General features: G+C 64.5%; 19 protein-coding genes and 1 tRNA gene. 8 read left to right on the top strand and 12 right to left on the bottom strand.

The features are described from left to right. Window positions 1-87 precede the first annotated feature (87 nt). Entirely contained in the window at window positions 88-729 is a 642-nt protein-coding gene (locus FPZ24_RS09365; RefSeq protein ID WP_146571384.1) for a squalene/phytoene synthase family protein, read from the top strand. Between the two features lie 51 nt (window positions 730-780). After that, a complete protein-coding gene (locus FPZ24_RS09360) occupies window positions 781-1,260 on the top strand; it encodes an EF-hand domain-containing protein (protein ID WP_146571381.1) in 480 nt (159 codons plus the stop codon). Here FPZ24_RS09360 and trmFO read toward each other — a convergent pair. Genes trmFO through argJ form a run of 3 tightly spaced genes read right to left on the bottom strand, consistent with a single transcriptional unit; the run spans window position 1,257 to window position 4,992 of the window. Continuing rightward, the gene (gene trmFO, locus FPZ24_RS09355; RefSeq protein ID WP_146571379.1) at window positions 1,257-2,567 is read right to left on the bottom strand and encodes a methylenetetrahydrofolate--tRNA-(uracil(54)-C(5))-methyltransferase (FADH(2)-oxidizing) TrmFO; all 1,311 of its coding nucleotides are present in this window, start codon (window positions 2,565-2,567) and stop codon (window positions 1,257-1,259) included. The genes FPZ24_RS09360 and trmFO overlap by 4 nt on opposite strands. 39 nt (window positions 2,568-2,606) lie before the next feature. After that, window positions 2,607-3,713: a hypothetical protein gene (locus FPZ24_RS09350; RefSeq protein WP_146571377.1), complete on the bottom strand. Its 1,107-nt coding sequence runs from the start codon at window positions 3,711-3,713 to the stop codon at window positions 2,607-2,609. A gap of 52 nt (window positions 3,714-3,765) precedes the next feature. After that, window positions 3,766-4,992, bottom strand: coding sequence for a bifunctional glutamate N-acetyltransferase/amino-acid acetyltransferase ArgJ (gene argJ, locus FPZ24_RS09345; RefSeq protein ID WP_146571375.1), 1,227 nt, complete (start codon window positions 4,990-4,992; stop codon window positions 3,766-3,768). Between the two features lie 75 nt (window positions 4,993-5,067). Between argJ and FPZ24_RS09340 the strand changes: the two genes are divergently transcribed. From FPZ24_RS09340 to secA, 3 genes are all read left to right on the top strand, one after another. Beyond that, on the top strand, window positions 5,068-5,694 hold the full coding sequence (locus FPZ24_RS09340; protein WP_186728709.1) for an energy transducer TonB: 627 nt from the start codon (window positions 5,068-5,070) through the stop codon (window positions 5,692-5,694). 61 nt (window positions 5,695-5,755) lie between these two features. Next, entirely contained in the window at window positions 5,756-6,010 is a 255-nt protein-coding gene (locus FPZ24_RS09335; protein ID WP_146571370.1) for a hypothetical protein, read from the top strand. 100 nt (window positions 6,011-6,110) lie between these two features. Beyond that, window positions 6,111-8,852, top strand: a complete 2,742-nt coding sequence (secA, locus tag FPZ24_RS09330) for a preprotein translocase subunit SecA (protein ID WP_146571368.1) — start codon at window positions 6,111-6,113, stop codon at window positions 8,850-8,852. A gap of 60 nt (window positions 8,853-8,912) precedes the next feature. On the opposite strand, the gene FPZ24_RS09325 is transcribed toward secA, so the two are convergent. From FPZ24_RS09325 to moaA, 4 genes are all read right to left on the bottom strand, one after another. Next, entirely contained in the window at window positions 8,913-9,494 is a 582-nt protein-coding gene (locus tag FPZ24_RS09325; protein WP_146571366.1) for a CC0125/CC1285 family lipoprotein, read from the bottom strand. 130 nt (window positions 9,495-9,624) lie between these two features. Continuing rightward, window positions 9,625-9,699, bottom strand: a tRNA-Asn gene (locus FPZ24_RS09320). Window positions 9,700-9,752: 53 nt separating this feature from the next. After that, complete coding sequence (locus FPZ24_RS09315; RefSeq protein ID WP_146571364.1) at window positions 9,753-10,523, bottom strand: NAD kinase; 771 nt, start codon at window positions 10,521-10,523, stop codon at window positions 9,753-9,755. Further along, window positions 10,520-11,518, bottom strand: a complete 999-nt coding sequence (gene moaA, locus FPZ24_RS09310) for a GTP 3',8-cyclase MoaA (RefSeq protein WP_146571362.1) — start codon at window positions 11,516-11,518, stop codon at window positions 10,520-10,522. The genes FPZ24_RS09315 and moaA overlap by 4 nt, the downstream gene beginning before the upstream one ends. 78 nt (window positions 11,519-11,596) lie before the next feature. On the opposite strand from moaA, the gene FPZ24_RS09305 reads away from it, so the two are divergent. Both FPZ24_RS09305 and FPZ24_RS09300 read left to right on the top strand, forming a co-directional pair. After that, window positions 11,597-12,406, top strand: a complete 810-nt coding sequence (locus FPZ24_RS09305; protein WP_146571359.1) for an EAL domain-containing protein — start codon at window positions 11,597-11,599, stop codon at window positions 12,404-12,406. Then, window positions 12,403-12,807, top strand: coding sequence for a hypothetical protein (locus FPZ24_RS09300; protein WP_146571357.1), 405 nt, complete (start codon window positions 12,403-12,405; stop codon window positions 12,805-12,807). Before FPZ24_RS09305 ends, FPZ24_RS09300 begins: the two co-directional genes overlap by 4 nt. Here the strand turns inward: FPZ24_RS09300 and FPZ24_RS09295 are convergent. The 3 genes from FPZ24_RS09295 to FPZ24_RS09285 all read right to left on the bottom strand — a co-directional run bounded on the left by FPZ24_RS09295 (window position 12,804) and on the right by FPZ24_RS09285 (window position 17,116). Continuing rightward, on the bottom strand, window positions 12,804-13,316 hold the full coding sequence (locus FPZ24_RS09295; protein WP_146571355.1) for a GAF domain-containing protein: 513 nt from the start codon (window positions 13,314-13,316) through the stop codon (window positions 12,804-12,806). The two genes, FPZ24_RS09300 and FPZ24_RS09295, sit on opposite strands and share 4 nt — an antisense overlap. Window positions 13,317-13,391: 75 nt before the next feature. Continuing rightward, a complete protein-coding gene (mfd, locus tag FPZ24_RS09290) occupies window positions 13,392-16,844 on the bottom strand; it encodes a transcription-repair coupling factor (protein WP_146571353.1) in 3,453 nt (1,150 codons plus the stop codon). Continuing rightward, window positions 16,841-17,116, bottom strand: coding sequence for an FAD assembly factor SdhE (locus FPZ24_RS09285; RefSeq protein WP_146571351.1), 276 nt, complete (start codon window positions 17,114-17,116; stop codon window positions 16,841-16,843). Before FPZ24_RS09285 ends, mfd begins: the two co-directional genes overlap by 4 nt. Before the next feature lie 75 nt (window positions 17,117-17,191). Here FPZ24_RS09285 and recG point away from each other — a divergent pair, with 75 nt between their 5' ends. Next, window positions 17,192-19,243, top strand: coding sequence for an ATP-dependent DNA helicase RecG (gene recG / locus FPZ24_RS09280; protein ID WP_146571349.1), 2,052 nt, complete (start codon window positions 17,192-17,194; stop codon window positions 19,241-19,243). On the opposite strand, the gene FPZ24_RS09275 is transcribed toward recG, so the two are convergent. Both FPZ24_RS09275 and tyrS read right to left on the bottom strand, forming a co-directional pair. Beyond that, entirely contained in the window at window positions 19,240-19,560 is a 321-nt protein-coding gene (locus FPZ24_RS09275; RefSeq protein ID WP_146571347.1) for a PilZ domain-containing protein, read from the bottom strand. The genes recG and FPZ24_RS09275 overlap by 4 nt on opposite strands. A gap of 91 nt (window positions 19,561-19,651) precedes the next feature. Continuing rightward, complete coding sequence (gene tyrS / locus FPZ24_RS09270; protein ID WP_146571345.1) at window positions 19,652-20,878, bottom strand: tyrosine--tRNA ligase; 1,227 nt, start codon at window positions 20,876-20,878, stop codon at window positions 19,652-19,654. Window positions 20,879-20,905: the final 27 nt, after the last annotated feature.

The raw sequence follows: 20,905 nt of genomic DNA, 5'->3' as shown, positions 1-20,905 counted from the left end.
CCCCACACTCCCGATTCAGTCCCACCTAGGTCGCCAAATGCCCCAGGAAGGGATAACCGCGTCTAAAGCGGAAAGGTTAATGTTACGGTGACGCCGATCGACGACCCGGAACGCGTGCTGGCGATGAGTTATGCACCGCGCGATCGGCGTGCCGGACTGGCCGCATTGTTTGCGCTCGACGCAACGCTGGGGCAGGTTTTGCGCACGACGCGCGAACCGATGGTCGGGCAGATGCGACTGGCGTGGTGGCGTGAGGCGTTGGTTCGGCTCGACAGCGCGCCGCCGCCGGCCGAGCCGGTGTTGCAGGCGTTGGCGCGGGACGTTTTGCCGCTTGGCCCGAGCGGTGAAGCACTAGCGGCGATGACCGACGGTTGGGAAGTGTTGCTCGGCGCGATCGATAATGGGTCGATCGCCGATCACGGGCGGCTACGCGGGGCCGTGCTGTTCGAGCAAGCGGGTATGCTTCTTCAAGCGCAAGTGGATCCGTTGGCCGATGCGGGGCAGGGATGGGCATTGGCTGATCTCGCTGCCCATCTTAGCGATCCCCAATTGGCTGCTCATGCTCGCGACGCGGCTGCTCCCTTGCTCGCGAAAGCTTCCGAGCATCGCTGGGGTCGGGCAGGGCATTCGCTGGGTGCGCTGACACATATCGCTCGCATGGACCTCGCCGGGCCGGCAACGCCGCGGCGCGTCGCGCGGCTCGCTTGGCACCGCATGACCGGGCGCTAGCCTTCCGTGGGATTCGCGTTAGGCTGCGTGCGATATCAGGAGGGCGGCACGATGTGGCGGTATCTGGCAGGGGCAGGCGCGGGTGCGCTGTTGGTGGCGGCGGGGATGATGCTCCAGGCGATGCGACCTGCCGGCGTAGCGCCGCTCGCCGCGATGCCGGCGGCGAGTGCCGCGACCGGCGACGGTCAGGCCGCCGATCCGGCCGTCCCCGAAGCGACCGCCAAGACGCGCGAGGAAAAGCGCTTCAACCGCTACGACAAGGATCGCAACGGCGCGATCACGCGCGACGAATATCTGGCGGCGCGCAAGAAAGCGTATGGCAAGCTCGACACCAATGGCGACGGTACGCTGTCGTTCGACGAATGGGCGGTGAAGGCGGAAACCAAGTTCGCCGCCGCCGACGCCGACAAGTCGGGCGCGATGAATGCCACGGAATTCGCCACGACCGCGGTGAAGCGAAAGGTGCGAGCCAAGACCAATTGCGCGGACAAGCCCGCGCCCGTCGATGAGGGTCGCGAAGAAGAGACTTAAGCCGCCATCCACGCCGCCAGCGCGGCGCGGGCACGGTCGGTATACATCTTCTTGCGGTCCGCTTTTTTGGTGCGCCCCGGGATCGGCGGCATCAGCCCGAAATTGACGTTCATCGGCTGATAGGTCTCCGCCTCGGCCGCGCCGGTGATATGGTGGAGGAGAGCACCGAGCGCCGTTTCGACCGGCGGCGGTGTCATGACGTCGCCGCGGAGTTCGGCAGCGGCGAACCGACCTGCGAGCAGTCCGACCGCAGCGCTTTCGACATAGCCCTCGCAGCCGGTGATCTGGCCGGCGAAACGGATGTTGGGCCGCGATTTCAGTCGGAGCGTCGGGTCGAGCAATTCGGGCGAGCGGATGAAGGTGTTGCGATGCAAACCGCCCAGTCGCGCGAATTCGGCATTCTCCAGCCCCGAGATCGTGCGGAACAGCCGAACCTGCTCGGCATGTTTCAGCTTGGTCTGGAATCCGACGATATTCCACAATGTCGCGCTCGCATTGTCCTGCCGCAACTGAACGCAGGCATAGGGCCAGCGCCCGGTGCGCGGATCGTCGAGCCCGACGCCCTTCATCGGTCCGAAGCGCAGCGTCTCCGGTCCGCGCTCCGCCATCACCTCGATCGGCATGCAGCCCTCGAAATAGGGCGTGTCCTTTTCCCAGTCGCGGAACTCGCCCTTTTCGCCGTCGATCAAGCCTTGGACAAAGGCGTGGTACTGATCCTTGTCGAGTGGGCAGTTGATGTAATCGTCACCGCCTTTATTCCAGCGCGCCTGGCGCCACGCGACGCTCATGTCGATGCTGTCGTGATGCACGATGGGCGCGATCGCATCGAAGAAGGCTAGGGCGTCGCTGCCGGTCGCCGCACCGATGCTGGCGGCCAGACCGGAGGCGGTAAGGGGACCGGTGGCGATGATCGCCGGTGTCTCAGGCAGGGCGTCGACCCGTTCGCGAACGATCTCGATATTGGGATGTGCCGCCAAGCGCGCGGTGACGCCGGCCGAAAAGCCGTCGCGATCCACCGCCAGTGCCGACCCGGCGGGCACTTTATGGCGGTCGCCTTCGGCCATGATGATCGAGCCGAACGTGCGCATCTCGGCGTGAAGCAGTCCGACCGCGTTATTCTCGGCATCGTCGGAGCGAAAACTGTTGGAGCAGACCAACTCTGCCAAGCCGTCGGTCTGGTGCGCGGGTGTCATGTCGCCGCTGCCGCGCATTTCGGACAGCTTCACGCGAATGCCGGCCTCGGCGAGCTGCCACGCGGCTTCGGACCCGGCCAGGCCGCCGCCGATGATATGGATGTCGTACGTCATTGCCGCCGCCCTTAGCGCGGGGCGGCGCGCTAGGCGAGGTCAGGCGACGGGACGGCTCGTCGCGAACGATAGATCGGTCCGGGGGAGTTGCGCGCGGAGGTGCGCGGGTAGCTGCGCGAGCAACAGCGCCCGTACTTCTCGCCAGTACGCGGCCAGCACGACGAGGAAACCGCCCGTCAGCATCGCGGTCATCGTCATCGTCGTCGATTGCAGCGCCCCCATCAACTGCGCGGTCGCGGGGACGACGTAGATCAGGCTCGACATCAGCAATGACCGCCGGTCGATGATCAAAGCGACGACACAAAAGAACGAGAAGAGGCACAACACCGCGATCGCGGCGCCGCCGGTCGCGGGCTGCGTCGCGAAGGCGTTGAGCCGCTCCCAACCGCTCGGTCCGCCGGTGACCCCCAGCAGAAGGCGGAAGCTTGCGCCTGCAACCTGGTAACCGGCCGCCCAATGCATCCAGAACGCGATATCCGCGCGGCGCGTTTCGCGGCGGACGTCCGACATGTCCCACCACATCGCGATGACGAACAACAGCAACCCGACGACCAGCAGCATGAAGCTGATCACCCCCGCCGATGCGTAGGGTACGGCCAAGCGGACGACGTTGATGCCCGCATTCACCGCTGCGACCGCCGCCGCCATGTAAGCGAACGGCAGCTTGAAGCGCAGCCAATAGACACCGCAGATCATCGCAGTGCCGAACGAAATGATGAGCCCACCAAGCGGCGAAATCGCGGCCCAGGCCACCGGCGATCCCAGCCAGGGACTCGAAGCGGGAAGCACGGTCGCGACGCCCATCAGCCCGCACAATGCGGCCACCACGAACGCGCCGAACAATACGAAGCTGGTCAAGGTCATGCGTCGCTGGCGGGTGAAATGTTCGGCGAATGCCCAGCTCGCCCCCAGGACGATCACGATCGCGACCGGCGGGATGAAAGCGAAGGCGAAGGCTACGCCGCCAAGCAGGAGCAGCAATCCGGCGGCGGTCATCACGTCGGCCAAGCCACCGACCAGGCCGAATCGCTCTTCGTCAGCAAGTGGGGTCTGGCGTTGCTCGGCGCTGAAATTGCGCAGCCTGTTGGCGACGTCGGGCGTGATTACCCCCGACTTCACCGCGGCCTCGAGTTCGACGCTGTCCATCCGCCCATCTGGCGGAAAGCCGGCGAAAAAATCGTTAAGCCGGGGTGGAAAATCAGCTCCGATAGTCGGCGTTGATCGAAATATAGCCGTGGGTGAGATCGCATGTCCAAACCGTCGCCCGGCCGTCGCCGAGGCCGAGATCGACGCCGATATCGATTTCCGCGCCCTTCAGATGCGCTGTGACCGGCGCTTCGTCATAGCCCTCGACCTCCAGCCCGTCCCGCGCGACTTGAGTCTCGCCGAAACGGATCGCGACCTTGTCCCGCTCGGCGGGTTCGCCGGCCTTGCCTATAGCCATCACGACGCGACCCCAATTGGCATCCTCTCCGGCAATCGCGGTCTTCACGAGCGGCGAGTTGGCGATGCTCATGCCGATGCGGTGCGCGCTCTCATCGCTTTCGGCGCCGGTTACGTCGATGCGGATGAACTTCGACGCGCCCTCGCCGTCGCGGACGACGAGATGCGCGAGTTGCAGACACAAATCGTCGAGCGCTGAGCGAAAAGCATCCGCGCCGGGTTCATCGTCGTCCGAAATGGTGGCGTTGCCCGCCGCGCCCGTCGCGAAGGCCAGGACGGTGTCGCTGGTCGATGTGTCGCTATCGACCGTGATGCACGAAAAGCTTTTGGTATTGGCCGCGGACAGCGCCGATTGCATCCACGCTGCATCGACTGCCGCATCGGTAAAGATGAAGCCGAGCATCGTCGCCATGTCGGGCATTATCATCCCCGACCCTTTGATGATGCCGACCAGTTCGACCGTCCGGTCGCCGATCACCGCGCGCGTCACCGCGACCTTGGCGAACGTGTCGGTCGTCATGATCGTCTCGGCGGCGGTGACCCAGTCGCACGGCTCGGCGGTGAAGGCGGCGGTCAGCCCTGCCTCGGCCTTGTCGAGCGGTAAGGGGACGCCGATCACACCGGTTGAGGCAACGAACACGTCCGACGGCTGGCAGCCGAGATGCTGCGCGACGCGCGCCGCCAGCCCCTCGACGGCATGGCGTCCGCGGTCGCCGGTAAACGCGTTCGAATTTCCGGCATTGACCACCAGCGCCCGTGCCCGGCCGAGCACGAGCGCGGCGCGACACCAATCGACTTCAGGTGACGCGCACTTGCTCTTGGTGAGCACGCCCGCGACCGTCGTGCCAGGGCTCAGCTCGACATAGGTCAAATCGCAGCGATCCCACGTCTTGTACCGCGCCCGCGCGACGCGGCGCGTGACCCCGGCAATCTCCGGAAGGGCGGGCAGCGAGGTCGGGGCGAGGGGCGAGCGGTCGGTCATGCGCGTACTCCATAAAGATCGCGAATGGTGACGCAATGCGCCGGATCGGTTAGCCCTCTACGACAGGAGGGCGTCGTGCATATTTCGATCGGTTCGGTCTCGACGGCGATAATGATCGCTGCCGGTTTCGTGGCACTGGCGGTACCGTCTGTTGCCATGGCCCAGGAAGCCACTGCATCTGCGCATCCGAAGGGAGATTTGGGTAGCTGGTTTCCGATGAACATCTATCCGCCGGAGGCCAAACGTAAGGGCGAACAAGGGCGGGTGGTCGCGGAACTCGCCGTCGATAAGTTCGGTAACGCGACGGCTTGCAAGATTGTCCAGAGCAGCGGGTCGATGTCTCTCGACGCGAGAACGTGCGAACTCGCTCTCGCCAATGCGCGGTTCGTGCCGGCGCTGGACACCAGCGGCAAACCGGTTGCTTCTACCTTCACCCTGCCGGGCGTGCGGTGGGTGCTGAATGATGTTTTCACGGTTGATCTGTCGACTGGCGGAACCTCATCGATCATCAGCAACTTCGAGATCGACGTTGATCCGCAGGGAAATGGCGTGGCCTGCCGCCCGGTCGGCGTCACCCAGGGTCTGGGCGGATGCGCTGATTTCAAGCCCGGCAAGCGCGTCACGGCGCCGCTCATCCGGAACAACAAGCCCGTCGCTGGAACGGTGACTATAATCACGACGATGCGGGTCGATCCAAAATAGTTAGACCTTTAACCCGTCCGCCCCTATGTCACGCCGCACTCGCAATCTGTGAAGCCGTCGCTTGAACCTGATCCTGCTCCTCTCTGCCTTGCTGTCCGCGCTGAGCGGCACGGGTGGCGTGCGTGCGCCGGTGACCCCGGCGGCGCTGAGCAGCAGCGTCGCGAGCGCGGTCAAGGCGACTGCCGTGAAGCGGCTTCAAGTCGCGGCGCGCCCGGCGCAAGTCTTTGGTGGGCCAGCGAAGAGCGTCGTTCCGACGGAGAGCGCGTTCGTACTCGCCGATCTGGTCCCCGCTTTTGCGAGCCGCCGGCGCGAATAAGCGCGGTTGTCCGGTGATGCGCCGGACTCCTTCACATCGCTGATTTTTTCCGTGCGGCGCCCGTGGTGCCGTGCGCACTCCATTCAACAGGAATATCATCATGCTCGGCGGACTCGCCAAATCCATTTTCGGGTCGTCTAACGACCGGTACGTCAAGTCGCTCGGCGGCATCGTCAACAAGATCAACGCGTTCGAGCCCAGTCTGAAGGCGATGGACGATGCGACGCTCGCCAACCAGACGGCGGCCTTCCGCGCCCGGTTGGCGAACGGCGAGAAGCTCGACGACATCTTGCCCGAGGCATTCGCGACGGTGCGTGAGGCGTCGGTCCGCGTGCTCGGCATGCGGCACTTCGACGTCCAGATGGTCGGCGGCATCGTGCTTCATCGCGGCGAAATCGCCGAGATGCGGACGGGCGAGGGCAAGACGCTGGTCGCGACGCTGGCGGTCTATCTGAATGCGCTCACGGAGAAGGGCGTCCACGTCATTACCGTCAACGACTATCTCGCGGCGCGCGACGCCGAGTGGATGGGACGGATCTACAAATTCCTCGGCATGACCGTCGGCGTCATCATCCCGAACCTGACCGATCACCAGCGCAAGGAAGCGTACGGGTCTGACATCACGTACGGCACGAACAACGAATTCGGCTTCGACTATCTACGCGACAACATGAAGTACGAGCGCGAGACGATGGTCCAGCGCGCGTTCTCGATGGCGATCGTCGACGAAGTCGATTCGGTGCTGATCGACGAAGCCCGCACGCCGCTGATCATTTCGGGCCCCACCGACGACAAGTCCGAGCTTTATAAGCAGGTCGACGCGATCGTGAAGCAGCTCGATGCCGATACGTACGAGAAGGATGAGAAGCAGAAGTCGATCATCCTGACGGAGGACGGCACCGAGACGGTCGAGCGTCTGCTCGAAGGCGCCGGGCTGCTTCAGGGCGACAATCTGTACGATTATGAGAACACGCAGGTGGTCCACCACCTGAATCAGTCGCTGCGCGCCAACATGATGTTCAAGCGCGACATCGATTACATCGTCAAGGACGGCAAGGTCATCATCATCGACGAGTTCACCGGCCGCATGATGGACGGCCGGCGCTGGTCGGACGGTCTGCACCAGGCGGTCGAGGCGAAGGAGGGCGTCGATATCGAGCCCGAGAACCAGACGATGGCCTCGATCACCTTCCAGAACTATTTCCGCATGTATCCGAAGCTGTCGGGCATGACCGGAACCGCGGCGACCGAAGCGGCCGAATTCTACGACATCTACAAGATGAACGTCGTGTCGATCCCGACCAATGTTGCCGTCAAGCGCGTCGACGAGGAAGACACGTTCTACAAGGATCTGAACGACAAGTTCCGTGGCATCGCCAAGACGATCAAGGAACATGCCGACAAGGGCCAGCCGATCCTGGTCGGCACGGTGTCGATCGAGAAGTCCGAAATGCTCTCCGAGTTCCTCAACGAGGAGAAGGTGGAGCACAAGGTGCTGAACGCCCGCTATCATGAGATGGAGGCGCACATCGTCGCGCAGGCGGGCCGCAAGGGCGCCGTGACCATCGCGACCAACATGGCGGGCCGCGGCACCGACATCCAGCTTGGCGGCAACTTGGACTTCCGCGTCGAGGACGAGCTCGCCGAGGTGCCGGAAGGACCTGATCGCGACAAGGCGATCGAGCGGATCAAGGAAGAGATCGCGCTGGAGAAGCAGGAAGTGCTGGCCGCCGGTGGCCTGTTCGTGCTCGGTACCGAGCGCCACGAAAGCCGCCGCATCGACAATCAGCTGCGCGGGCGGTCGGGGCGTCAGGGCGACCCGGGTCTGTCGCGCTTCTACCTGTCGCTCGATGATGATCTGCTGCGTATCTTCGGCCCGAACACCTTGTTCGCCAAGATGATGCGATCGAGCTTGGAGGACGGCGAGGCATTGCCGCCGTCGCGCTGGATGTCGAAGGCGATCGAGACCGCGCAGAAGAAGGTCGAGGCGCGCAACTACGACATCCGTAAACAGGTCGTCGAGTATGACGACGTGATGAACGATCAGCGCAAGGTCGTTTACGAACAACGCGCCGACATCATGGACGCCGACGCGGTCGGCGACGTCGTCGAGGATATGCGCGCGGAGACGGTCAATTCGATCGTCGGCGATTCGTGCCCGCCGGGATCCTATCCCGAACAGTGGGACGTCGAAGGCATGAAAGCCAAGGCGGCCGAGTTGCTCGGCATCACCCCGCCGGTCGATGATTGGCTCGGCGAGGAATCGGTCGATGTCGAAATGGTCGAGGAGCGCCTGCGCGAGGCCGCCGATGCGCTAGTGACGACCAAGAGCGCAGACATCGAAACGGATACCTGGACAAGCATCGAGAAGTCGATCCTGCTCCAGAACCTGGACCATCACTGGAAGGAGCACCTCGCGACGCTCGACGCGCTGCGTCAGGTCATCCACTTGCGTGCCTATGCGCAGAAGACGCCGATCAACGAATACAAGCAGGAAGCATTTGCGCTGTTCGAACGTATGCTTGCGTCGATCCGCGAGGACGTAACGCGGACGCTCGCGCACGCCGAGTTCCGCTTCCAGGGCGCGCCGGAGCTGCCGGAGCTCCCTGATTTCATCACGCAGCATTTCGACCCGTTCTCGGGCGAGGATGATACGCGCGACCTCGATGGCGGAGCGCTGGGCAACGTCACGACGACGCTGCCGCCGTTGTCGTACGTCCGGCCGGAAGAGCCCGATCTCGGCACCGATCCCAAGGAATGGGAAGGCAAAGTCAGCCGTAACGCGACCTGCCCATGCGGGTCGGGCCTGAAGTACAAACACTGCCACGGTCAGGTGGCGTAAAAAGCGAAAAGGCCGGGGATCGCTCCCCGGCCTTTTTCATTTCAGAAAGTGTTGCGCCGCTTACTTCGGCAGCACCACCGTCGGGCCGATGTTCGCCATCACCGACCGGGCGTCGAACGCGCGGACATTGCCGGCGGGCTTCGGACCCTTGCCCATCACGACCTCAGCGGTTGCTTCGTATTTTTCGACCGTGTTGATGTCGATGTCGCGATCGAAGAACGGGTCGCCCCAAAACGGATCCCAAGAACGCCAGCCGAACCCGCGGCCGTAATAGCGCCAGCGCGGGCCCCAGCCGCCATAGCCGAACCCATAACCGCTGCCGAAGCTCGGCGTCGCGTACGTCCGCTGCTTCTTGTCGGTGTCGCGGTCGGCCATCACGAAATAGTCGTAGCCCTGCTGCGTGGTCAGTTCCGCCGCGCGGAACAGCAGGTAGCGCTCGACCGTGTCACGGCTCGTCACCGTGTTGCCCGAGAAGCTCACCATGAAGCGGTTGGCCTCGATCTGCCGCTCGCTGAACCCTTCGCGGGAAAAGCCGCTGCCGGTCGCGGGGCGATACGTAGTTTCGGTCATGCAGCCGGCTATGGCCAGCGTGGAAGCCGCGATCAGGCCGAGGGCCGAGGCGCGGCGGAATGAAAACGCCATCACAAGTCTCCGTTCGCCGATAGTAATAAACGATCCATCCTATCGCGAATAGGTGGAACGCAGGATGAACGGGTTTTGCTCCGAAACCCTTCGGCGCAAAATTTGTCGCAGTTTGTCACTGAGATATCGCTGGCTCCCTGAGTAGGATTCGAACCTACGGCCGCTCGATTAACAGTCGAGAGCTCTACCGCTGAGCTATCAGGGAATAGCGTTGAGGGGCGCTCTATAAACGCCCGCCTTCGCGATGCAAGCCCCAAGCTACGATGCGAATTGTTCCATCGTAATGCGGTCGTCCAGCGCGTGTTCGGGGTCGAACAGCAGGGTGAGTTCGCGCGTGCGGTCGATCGCGATATCGACCTGCGCCACATCGCGCACTTCGCGCTGGTCGGCGACGGCGGAGACCGGCCGCTTGGCTGGCTCGAGCACTCGGAGTCCGATCCGCGCCTTTTCGGGCAGAATCGCCCCGCGCCAGCGTCGCGGGCGGAACGCGGAGATCGGCGTCAAGGCAACCATGCCCGACCCGAGCGGCAGGATCGGTCCGTTGGCGGACAGGTTGTACGCGGTCGATCCGGCGGGCGTCGCCGCAAGGATCCCGTCGCAGGCGAGTTCGGAGAGTACGACCCGGTCGTTGACGGTCACTTCCAGCTTCGCCGTCTGGCGGGTTTCGCGGAGCAGCGAGACTTCGTTGATCGCGGGCAGCACGAACGTCTCGCCGGCGACCGTTCGGGCCGTCATCTGCAGCGGTGTCACCTTGAACGGCTTGGTCCGATCGAGTCGCGCGTCGAGACCGTCGCTGCGCCAATCGTTCATCAGAAACCCGACCGTGCCGAGGTTCATGCCGAACACGGGGACCGGGTCGCCACGTCGTTCGAGCATCGCGTGAAGCGTTTGCAGCATGTAGCCGTCGCCGCCGAGCGCGACGATCAACTCAGCCTGCTCGACCGGCACCCAGTCATAGGCGGCGCGCAGCTCCCGTTTGGCGGCTTGGGCTTGGGTGGTCGGCGAGGCGACCAAGGCGCGCTTGGTCATCCGCCAGTCACGCTCATGTGTCGCGCGACGGCTGGCGCGGCGCCGGCGGCGATGCGGAAGTTGTGGCGGGCGGGTTTGATGGCGATCGCTTCGTCGATGGCGGCGTCAAGGCCCGCGACCCCGCCGCTGCGCAATGCTGCTTTCAGATCGACCCGATCGTCGTGTCCGAGGCACGAATAGAGGTGGCCTTCGGTGGTCAACCGCACGCGATTGCAGCCGTCGCAGAAATTTGCGGTGAGGGGGGAGATCAGTCCGAGCCGTGTTCGACTTGCGCCGACAAGCCAATATCGTGCGGGTCCGCCGCTTGAGTGCGTGTCGCGGGTCAGGTCGAATGTTTCGGACAACTCGGCGAAAACGTCGGTTAGCGGCAGAAAACGGTCGGTGCGGTCCTCGTCGATCGCCCCTAACGGCATCGTTTCGATCAGGCTCAGGTCGTGACCTTGCTCGACGCACCAGGCGAGCATCGGCGCGATCTCTTGGGCGTTGAGGCCTCTTAACGCGACCATGTTTATCTTGACCGCCAGCCCGACCGTCTTGGCAGCGGCTATGCCGTCGAGCACCCGGGCCACGTCGCCGTGGCGCGTGATGTAGCGGAACCGATCGGGATCGCGGCTGTCCAGGCTGACGTTGATGCGACGGACGCCGGCATCGTGCAGCGCCCCGGCATGGTCGGCCAGCCGCGTGCCATTGGTCGTCATCGTCAGTTCGTCGAGGCCATGTCCGATATGTCGGCCCAGCCGCCGGGCGAGATCGATCACATCGCGTCGAACCAGCGGCTCGCCACCGCTCAGCCGGATCTTCGTCACGCCGCGCGCGATGAAGCGTTCAGCGACGATCGCGATCTCCTCTAGTCCGAGCAACGCGCTCTTGGGCAGAAACGTCATCTGCTCGGCCATACAATAGCGGCAGCGCAAATCGCACCGATCGGTCACCGACACGCGCAGATAGCTGATCGTGCGGCCGTGACGATCGATCAGGGCGGGTTGGGACGCCATCGTGCGTCGAGAGCTAGGCGGTGCGGCGCGAACGCACAAGTGCTTGGCCCCGGAACGCGCGATGCGTAAGAACAGGCGATGCAGCGACCGGTGGGGCGACAAACCAACGAACAGGGCGCACCGCGCGGGCGGCGGCTTTCGGATCATTTGCCGCCGGCGCTGCGTGACGGCGAGATCATCGTGCTGTTCCAGCCGCAGGTGGCGATGGCCAGCGGCCAGATTGTCGGCACCGAAGCCCTGGTACGTTGGCGCCGTCCGGGCAAGGAAGAGGTTGGGGCCGAACGCTTGTTCGCCGCCGCCAAGCGAGCTGAACTGATCGCGGCGGTGTCCGACGAGATTCACGACGTCGCCCTCGCGCGTGCGGCGGCATGGCCCGTGGCGCTCCGGCACTTGCAACTGTCGATCAACGTCACCGCACGCGACCTCGCCAGGCCGGACTTTGCGACGGTCCTGATGGCGCGAATGGCGCAGCATGACTTTGCCGCATCGCGCCTGACGATCGAGATAACCGAGCACGACCTGATCGCCGATTTCGCCACTGCCAGCGCGGTGCTCGAGGTGCTACGCGATCATGGATGCCGGATTGCGCTGGACGATTTCGGCACGGGCTATTCGAGCCTTTCCTACCTCAAGGAGTTGCCCGTCGATGTGATCAAGCTCGACGCCCGGCTGTCGCAGGATATCGAAGGATCGGAGCGCGGGCAGGTGATCGTGAAAGGGATAATCGTGATCGCGCGCGCCTTGGGGCTGACGGTCGTGGTCGAGGGCGTCGAAACGACGCGTCAGCGCGATTTGCTCGCGGAAGCCGGCGCCGATATTTATCAGGGTTACCTGTGTGCGCCGCCGCTGACGAGCGAGGCGTTGGAAGCCCTGATCGCCGAACGATGACTGACCGCCGTAACGTGACGGGCGTCTGGTACGGACGGTGGAGCTCGCCCAACCCCTATGTTGCGCCGAACTCTTTCATCGCAACGTTGCAAGAACGGGCGTCACGCGTATCCGGGAGCGTCACCGAAGCCGACAGGCAAGATGGTACCATCTTGCGCTCGACCATCGACGGCGCGCGCGCCGGCGGACGAATCCAATTCATGAAGCAATATGACGGCGGCAGGCTGTCGCATACCGTCGCTTATGCGGGGACGATCAATGGGGCCGGCACCGAGATTTTAGGGACTTTCCAATTCAGCCGCTATGCGGGCGACTTCGTCATGACGCGCGAAACGTTTTCGGCCGACGAATTGAGCGAGGAACAGGCGACGGACCGCGAGGTCGAACTGACGCCGCGTTAAGACGCCAGCTTATCGCCCATCCGCTGGTCGGCGATTCGTTCGAGCTGCGCGCTGGCACCCTTCGCCAGCATATCGAGCAACGTCAGTGCATCCTCTTCGATCGGCGCGGTCGAGCGCCAATAGGCGCCGATCGCGGCGACGGGATTGCCGTGGCCGATCGGTGCCATCGCCATGCTCGCGACGAAGGTGGAGAGATACGCATTGTGTGGGACGCGCGGATCGAGGCGGATATCGGGGATGACGATCATTTCGCGCTCGACCATCGCGATGCCCGAAATGCACGTCTCGATCGGGAAACGCTGACCCGACCATAAGGGTGCGATCGCGTCTTCACCGACATAATGCACCAAATCGTCTTCTCGACGCACCACCGCGACGCCGTCCGATTGCAGGATCGCGCGCGCGCTGATCCGCAGGATTTCGAGGATGCCGTCAAGCGACGCGGCTTCGCTCAGCCGGTTCGTCGCCGCGCTCAGCAATCGCCACCGTTTGAACCGGACCGTCGTCATGGTGCCTCCCGAACGGTTGAATAACGCTGCGCGGGTAAACGAGCGCTTACGAACATCCTATTTCGGATCAGATACTTATGCGGCCGCTTTGGCCAGTCCTTTCGACAGTTGCAGCGCGCCGTTCAGCCGTGCCTGCGGGTCGCCCCACTCGCGCGCAATCACCAGCTTGCTGTCGGGGCGCAGCTTAGCCACGCCTTGCAACCGCGCGACATAGGCGAGCAGACCATCGACGTTGGGCGGCTTGTCGTCGTGGAAGCTGACCAACGCACCCTTCGGCCCGACATCGATCTTCGCTACGCACGCGCGCTTGGCGTTGAGCTTCACTTCGATGAGCTTGATCAGGTTCGCGGTCGCTTCGGGTAGCGGGCCGAAGCGGTCGATCAGCTCCGCAGCAAAGGCCTCGATGCCATCCTGCTCGTCGAGGTCGTTGAGGCGACGATACAGCCCCATGCGCAGGTCGAGGTCGGGGACATAGTCCTCCGGGATCATGATCGGCGCATCGACGGTGATCTGCGGACTGAAATCGCGCGGACGCGGCGCCATGCCGCCGGCCTTCGCCTCCATGATCGCCTCTTCGAGCATCGACTGATAGAGCTCGTAGCCGACCTCGCGGATATGCCCCGATTGCTCGTCGCCGAGCAGATTGCCCGCACCGCGAATGTCGAGATCGTAGCTAGCCAGCTGGAAACCCGCGCCGATCGTGTCGAGATCGCTCAACACCTTGAGCCGCTTGTCGGCGGTTTCGGTGATGATGCGGTTCGGCGGGGTCGTCATATAGGCATAGGCGCGCGTCTTCGACCGCCCGACGCGCCCGCGCAGCTGGTAGAGTTGGGCGAGCCCGAACATGTCGGCGCGATGCACGATCATCGTGTTGGCGCTCGGGATGTCGAGCCCGCTTTCGACGATGGTGGTCGAGACGAGCACTTCGAACTTCTTGTCGTAGAAGGCGGACATCCGCTCCTCGACCTCGCCGGCGCTCATCTGGCCGTGCGCGACGACGTAGCGGACCTCCGGCACCTGTTCGCGCAGGAACTGCTCGATGTCGGGCAGGTCCTTGATGCGGGGTGTTACGAAGAAGCTCTGCCCGCCGCGATAATGCTCGCGCAGCAACGCCTCGCGCAGCACGACCGGATCCCATGGCATGACGTAGGTGCGCACCGCGAGACGATCGACCGGCGGAGTCTGGATCACCGACAGTTCGCGGATGCCCGACATCGCCATCTGCAGCGTGCGCGGGATCGGTGTGGCTGTGAGCGTCAGGACATGGACGTCGGCGCGCAGCGTCTTGAGTCGCTCCTTATGCGTCACGCCGAACCGCTGCTCCTCGTCGACCACGACCAGCCCTAGCCGCTTGAATTCGATCTGTTTGGCCAGGATCGCGTGCGTCCCGACGACAAGATCGATCGTGCCGTCGGCCAGGCCTTCGCGGGTGGCCTTGGCTTCGGCGGTGCCGACCAGACGTGACAGCCGCCCGACCTTGATCGGGAAACCTTCGAACCGCGCGACGAAATTGTTGTAGTGCTGGCGCGCGAGCAGCGTGGTGGGGCAGACGATCGCGACTTGCTTGCCCGCCATCGCCGCGGCGAACGCGGCGCGCAATGCGACCTCGGTCTTGCCGAACCCGACATCGCCGACGACCAGCCGGTCCATCGGCTTGCCCGCCGACAGATCGCCCAGCACGTCGTCGATCGCACGATCCTGATCGTCGGTTTCCTCATAGGGGAAGCGATCGACGAATGCGGGGTAACCTGCCTCGTCGGGCGTGATGACATCGCCCGGGTGGAGCGCACGTTCGGCGGCGGTCGCGATCAGCTCGCCGGCGATCTCGCGGATGCGCTCCTTCATGCGGCTCTTGCGCCGCTGCCACGCCTCACCGCCGAGACGGTCGAGCGTGCCGGCCTCGTCGGAGCCGTATCGACTCAGGACTTCGAGATTTTCGACCGGGACGTACAGCTTGTCGCCGCCGGCATACGTCAGCGCGACGCAATCGTGCGGCGCCTTTTGGACCGGGATTTGGGTCAGCCCCTCGTAGCGACCGATACCATGATCGGCATGGACGACGAGGTCGCCGGGGGAGAGTGTCGCGAGTTCGGCGAGGAACGCGTCGGCCGATTTCTTGCGGCGGTTGCGGCGGACGAGACGGTCGCCGAGCATATCCTGCTCGGTCAGAAGCGCGATGCCGGGGGCGGTGAAACCATGGTCGAGCGGCAGGATGGTCAGCGCGACGCCGCGATCCGCCGCGCCGAGCGCTTCCTGCCAGGTATCGACCAGCACAGCGCCGGTCAGGTCGTGGTCGCGCAATAGCCCCGCGAGTCGCTCGCGAGATCCAGCGGAATAGCTGGCGAGGATCGGTTTCTTCTTGTCTTTGCGTAGCTTGTCGAGGTGATCGACCACGGCTTCGTAGATGTTGACGCCGCTCGACCGTTCAGGCGCGAAGTCGCGCGGGCCGTCAACGTCGAAATCGATGACGGTGGCGCTTTCGGGTTCGTGGAACGGTGTGGTCAGATGCGCTTTGGCCGCCTTGAGCCTTTCGCCCCACTCGCCGGGCGTCAGATACAGCGCGTCGGCGGGTAGCGGACGATAACTTCCGGGATCGCCCGACTGCGCCTTGACCCGATTGGCGTGGTAATCGGTCACCGCCTCGAAACGCTGTTCGGCCGCCGCTGTGACGCCTGCTTCGCATACGACTAACGCCTGATCGCCAAGATGGTCGAACAGCGTCTCCAGCCTATCCTCGAAAAGCGGGAGCCAATGCTCCATGCCGGCAAGACGCCGACCTTCGCTGATCGCTTGATAGAGCGGATCGCCGGTCGCGGTCGCGCCGAACGTCTCGCGGTAACGCGCGCGGAATCGCTTGATCGATTCCTCGTCGAGCAACGCCTCGGATGCCGGCAACAGCGTGAAGCCATCGACGCGCCCCGTCGTGCGCTGGTCGCTCGGGTCGAAGGTGCGCACACTCTCGATCTCGTCGCCGAAGAAATCGAGCCGCAGCGCCGTTTCCTCGCCGCTCGGGAATAAGTCGACCAGCCCGCCGCGCACCGCGAACTCGCCCTGGTCGTGGACGGTATCGGTGCGGACGTAGCCGTTGGCCGATAGCAACGCCGCCAGCTTGTCGCGCCCGATCCGTTCGCCCGGCGCCAGCCGCGCGACCAGTTGCCGCACGCGAAACGGCGTCAGTGCACGCTGCGTAGCGGCGTTCGCCGTGGTGACGAGGAGTTGCGGACCCTTGGGCTTGGCCTGGAGCCGGTGCAACGCTGCGAGCCGCTCGGCCATGATGCGCAATGTCGGGCTGGCGCGGTCATAGGGCAGGCAGTCCCACGCCGGATATGCGATCACTTCGATCTCGGGCGCGAAGAACTGGATCGTCGAGGCGACGCTGCGCATCTCGGCATCGTCGGGCGCGATCAGGACCGTCCGCGCCGGCGCGGCGCGCGCCAGGTCGGCCAGCAGCACCGGCAGGAATCCCGCCGGCACGCCGGCCAGCGTCAGCGGCTGGTTCGCCGAGAGAATTTTGCGCGGGTCGGTCATTCAGGTTTAGCGGCCACCGGGACGAAATCGAGCGCGCGCATGTCGGCCATCATCGGGCCTTCCCAACGCGCTGGGCAGGGCAGGGTGCCCATCGCCCAGGCCATGATATCGACGTCCTGTTCCTCCAGCAGCGCCTCGAACCAGTCGAGCCGGTCCGCGTCCCACAGGTCGCCATGGCGGTCGAAGAACCCGCCGATCATCAGATCGGCTTCCTTGGTGCCGCGGTGCCACGCGCGGAAGCGTAGGCGTTTCAGGCGAATGTCGCGGTCCATGGTGCTTCCAACGGCAATTGGCCGGCAGCGCTTTTCGGCGCAGTCGGCTGGGGCTAGTGTCCTTCGCAGATAGCTATGCGCCCCGACATCCTCAACCCGCTGTTTGCCGAAGTCACCGCGCTGAAGGGTGTGGGGCCGGGGCTGGCCAAGCCGCTCGACAAGTTGGGGCTTCACCGGGTCGTCGACGTTGCGTTCCATTTGCCGACTGGGTTCATCGACCGGGTGCCTCGCGACGAGCTCGACATGGCGGATGCCGGGCGGACGATCGCGATCACGTTGACCCCGGTCGATTACAAGATCAGCGCGAGCCAGCGCGGCCCGACGCGCGTGCACGCGATCGACGCGCGCGGCAACTATGTCAGCCTGATCTATTTCGGCGGATCGTCCGGCTGGGTGAAGAAATTGCTGCCGCTCAACGAGCCGAAGCGGGTGTCGGGCAAGCTCGAGATGTATGGGCAGGAGCTCCAGATCGTCCACCCAGATCTCGGCGATGGCGACGAGGGGTTTCGCGAGCGCGAGGCGATCTATCCGTTATCCGAGGGACTGACCTCGCGCCGGCTCGGCCAGTTCGTCCACGAAGCGATCGAGCGCGCGCCCGATTTGCCTGAATGGATCGAACCGGGGGTGAAGGCGAAGCACCAATGGCCCGCCTGGCGCGATGCCTTGGCGCGTGCCCATGCCGACCCATCTGACACAAAAGCGCGCGAACGGCTCGCCTATGACGAGCTGTTCGCCAACCAACTCGCCTTCATGTTGGTCCGCGCATCGTCGCGGGCGCGGCGAGGCAGGGCGCTGGCGGGCGACGGGCGGCTGCGCGACATGCTCAAGCTGCCCTACGCCCCGACCGGGGCCCAGGCGCGCACGATTCGCGAGATAGAGGGAGATCTGGCGCAAAGCGCGCCGATGTTGCGACTGCTGCAGGGCGATGTTGGGTCCGGCAAGACATTGGTCGCGACGATGGCGCTGCTGATCGCGGTGGAGGCGGGCGCGCAGGGGGCGTTCCTCGCGCCGACCGAGATTCTCGCGCGGCAGCATTTCGAGACGTTGCAACGCACGCTCGCGGGCCTGCCCGTCAACGTCGCCGTGCTGACCGGGCGCGACAAGGGAAGAGTGCGCGAATCGACGTTGATGGGCCTAGCCGACGGGTCGATCGACATCTTGATCGGTACGCATGCCATTTTCCAGGAAGCCGTCGGCTACAAGGACCTCGGCCTAGTCGTGGTCGATGAACAGCATCGCTTTGGCGTTGCGCAGCGTCTGCTACTGCAGGGCAAGGGGAGCGCACCGCACTTGCTGGCGATGACCGCCACGCCGATCCCCCGCACGCTGACGCTGGCGCAATATGGCGAGATGGACGTCAGCCGGCTCGACGAGATGCCGCCTGGCCGCCAGCCGATCCAGACCAACGTGGTGGGCGAAGATCGCCTGGCCGATGTCGTCGAGGGCATCGGCCGTCATCTCGACTCCGGCGGACAGGCCTATTGGGTCTGTCCTTTGGTCGAGGAATCGGAAAATTCCGATCTCGCCGCGGCCGAGGCGCGCGCGGCGGCGCTGCAATCGCGGTTCGGCAATCGGATCGGGTTGGTCCACGGGCGCATGAAGCCAGCCGAGAAGGACGCGGTGATGGCCTGCTTCGCCAGCGGCGAGTTGGGCGTGTTGGTCGCGACGACGGTAATCGAGGTCGGCGTCGATGTCCCTAATGCGACCCTTATCGTGATCGAACATGCGGACCGCTTCGGTCTCGCCCAGCTCCACCAATTGCGCGGGCGTGTGGGACGAGGAAGCGGACGGTCGATCTGCCTGCTGATCCGCGGCGAGGCTTTGAGCGAGACGTCGCGCGCACGGCTGGCGCTGATGAAGGACACCAACGACGGGTTCCGCATCGCCGAGGAGGATTTGCGGCTGCGTGGCGCGGGCGAGATGCTCGGTACACGGCAATCGGGCGAGCAGGGCTTCCGGATCGCGACGCCCGAGCAGCTGAGCGAGTTGCTGCCGATCGCCAATGACGATGCGCGGCTGCTGATCGATCGTGACGGCGGGCTCGACGGACCGCGCGGGCAAGCCGCCCGAACCGCGTTGTACCTGTTCGAGCGCGATGCCGGGGTTCAATTGCTTCGTTCGGGCTAGCGGATGCCCTTAAGTAGGGCAGCGAGTAGCTCGTAATAGTCCGCCATCCCGATCGGCCGGTCGAGCTCGCAGCCGATCCGTCCGCCGAGCGACCAGCGCACTTCCATTCCGATCACGCCCACGATGGGCAACGTGATTCGCATCCGTTCGCCGACCGGGCGATCCCCGGTGATACGCGCCATCAGGCCCTGCGCCGACATATTGACGACCTGCAACGATAGCGGCTGCGCGTCGGCGCCATAGGCGCGCGCACGGTAATCGACCTCGTCGCGCGGTACTTCGCGCTTCTCGGTATAGGCCAGTGCGGTCGCCCCCATAACGTGCGGTATTCCCTGTTCCGCATCGACGCTAGGGAATGCCGAATGAAGAGCTTGAAAAGGAACGTATTTAACGCGTCTTCACGATGTTTTAATTCGCGGTCAGCAGCCCATGATGCTTCTTGCCGGCCGACACGCGCACCGGATTTCCGCGCATCTCGATGGTGAGCGTTTCGTCCACCACTTTCTCGCCATCGACCCGCGCCCCGCCTCCCGCAATCAAGCGACGAGCCTCGCCCTTGGACGCGCAGAAGCTCAAGCCAATCAGGGCATCAACGATTCCGACCGATCCGGTGACCGCCAACGTCGGCAACGCATCCCCGCTAGCGCCTTCTTCGAAAGTCTTGCGCGCGGTCTCCGCGGCCAGCGCCGCCGCATCCGCGCCGCGACACATTGCCGTCGCTTCGTTGGCGAGAACGATCTTCGCCTGGTTGATCTCGGCGCCCTCGAGCTTTTCGAGCCGCGCGGTCTCGTCGAGCGGCAGATCGGTAAACAGCCGCAGGAACTTGCCGACATCGCGGTCGTCGGTGTTCCGCCAGAATTGCCAGTAATCATAATGCGGCAGCGCGTCTTCGTTGAGCCACACGGCACCCGACGCGGTCTTGCCCATCTTACCACCGTCCGCGGTCGTGATCAGCGGCGTCGTCACCGCGAATAGCTCGACACCGTCGGCGCGCCGCCCAAGGTCGATGCCGTTGACGATGTTCCCCCACTGGTCCGACCCGCCCATCTGCAGCCGTACGCCCAGGCGCCGCGACAGTTCGAGGAAATCGTAGCCCTGCAGGATCATGTAGTTGAATTCGAGGAACGACAAAGACTGTTCGCGGTCGAGCCGCAGCTTGACCGAATCGAACCCGAGCATGCGATTGACCGAGAAATACTGGCCGATGTCGCGCAGGAACGGCAGATATTCGAGCTTGTCGAGCCAATCGGCATTGTCGACCATCACTGCATCGGTCGGCCCGTCGCCAAACGTCAGAAACCGCTCGAACACGCGCTTGATCGAAGCGATATTCGACGCAATCGTCTCCTCCGTCATCAGCTTGCGCGCTTCGTCCTTGAAGCTCGGATCGCCGACCTTGCCGGTACCGCCGCCCATCAGCACGATGGGCTTGTGTCCGGTCTGCTGCATCCGCCGCAGCAGCATGATCTGGACGAGGCTGCCGACATGCAGCGACGGTGCGGTCGGATCGAAGCCGATATAGCCCGGCACGATCTGCTTCGCCGCCAACGCGTCGAGCCCCGTCGCGTCGGTCATCTGGTGAACATAGCCGCGCTCGTCGAGCAGGCGGAGCAGGTCGGACTGGTATGCGGTCATAGTGCGCGCGCCGGTAGCATGGCGCCG

Source organism: Sphingomonas panacisoli, from assembly GCF_007859635.1.
GTDB classification, from domain to species: Bacteria; Pseudomonadota; Alphaproteobacteria; order Sphingomonadales; family Sphingomonadaceae; genus Sphingomonas; species Sphingomonas panacisoli.
Note: the sequence above shows the minus strand (reverse complement) of the source record. Positions and strands in the feature narration are given on the sequence as shown.

Coding starts and splice junctions, on each gene's coding strand:
- FPZ24_RS09360 (WP_146571381.1), top strand. CDS start 781: ATGTGGCGGTATCTGGCAGGGGCAGGCGCGGGTGCGCTGTTGGTGGCG.
- FPZ24_RS09315 (WP_146571364.1), bottom strand. CDS start 10,523: ATGACCAAGCGCGCCTTGGTCGCCTCGCCGACCACCCAAGCCCAAGCC.
- FPZ24_RS09275 (WP_146571347.1), bottom strand. CDS start 19,560: ATGGGGGCGACCGCACTGGCCTATACCGAGAAGCGCGAAGTACCGCGC.
- tyrS (WP_146571345.1), bottom strand. CDS start 20,878: ATGACCGCATACCAGTCCGACCTGCTCCGCCTGCTCGACGAGCGCGGC.
- secA (WP_146571368.1), top strand. CDS start 6,111: ATGCTCGGCGGACTCGCCAAATCCATTTTCGGGTCGTCTAACGACCGG.
- FPZ24_RS09305 (WP_146571359.1), top strand. CDS start 11,597: ATGCAGCGACCGGTGGGGCGACAAACCAACGAACAGGGCGCACCGCGC.
- trmFO (WP_146571379.1), bottom strand. CDS start 2,567: ATGACGTACGACATCCATATCATCGGCGGCGGCCTGGCCGGGTCCGAA.
- FPZ24_RS09285 (WP_146571351.1), bottom strand. CDS start 17,116: ATGGACCGCGACATTCGCCTGAAACGCCTACGCTTCCGCGCGTGGCAC.
- mfd (WP_146571353.1), bottom strand. CDS start 16,844: ATGACCGACCCGCGCAAAATTCTCTCGGCGAACCAGCCGCTGACGCTG.
- moaA (WP_146571362.1), bottom strand. CDS start 11,518: ATGGCGTCCCAACCCGCCCTGATCGATCGTCACGGCCGCACGATCAGC.
- recG (WP_146571349.1), top strand. CDS start 17,192: ATGCGCCCCGACATCCTCAACCCGCTGTTTGCCGAAGTCACCGCGCTG.
- FPZ24_RS09295 (WP_146571355.1), bottom strand. CDS start 13,316: ATGACGACGGTCCGGTTCAAACGGTGGCGATTGCTGAGCGCGGCGACG.
- FPZ24_RS09325 (WP_146571366.1), bottom strand. CDS start 9,494: ATGGCGTTTTCATTCCGCCGCGCCTCGGCCCTCGGCCTGATCGCGGCT.
- FPZ24_RS09300 (WP_146571357.1), top strand. CDS start 12,403: ATGACTGACCGCCGTAACGTGACGGGCGTCTGGTACGGACGGTGGAGC.
- argJ (WP_146571375.1), bottom strand. CDS start 4,992: ATGACCGACCGCTCGCCCCTCGCCCCGACCTCGCTGCCCGCCCTTCCG.
- FPZ24_RS09350 (WP_146571377.1), bottom strand. CDS start 3,713: ATGGACAGCGTCGAACTCGAGGCCGCGGTGAAGTCGGGGGTAATCACG.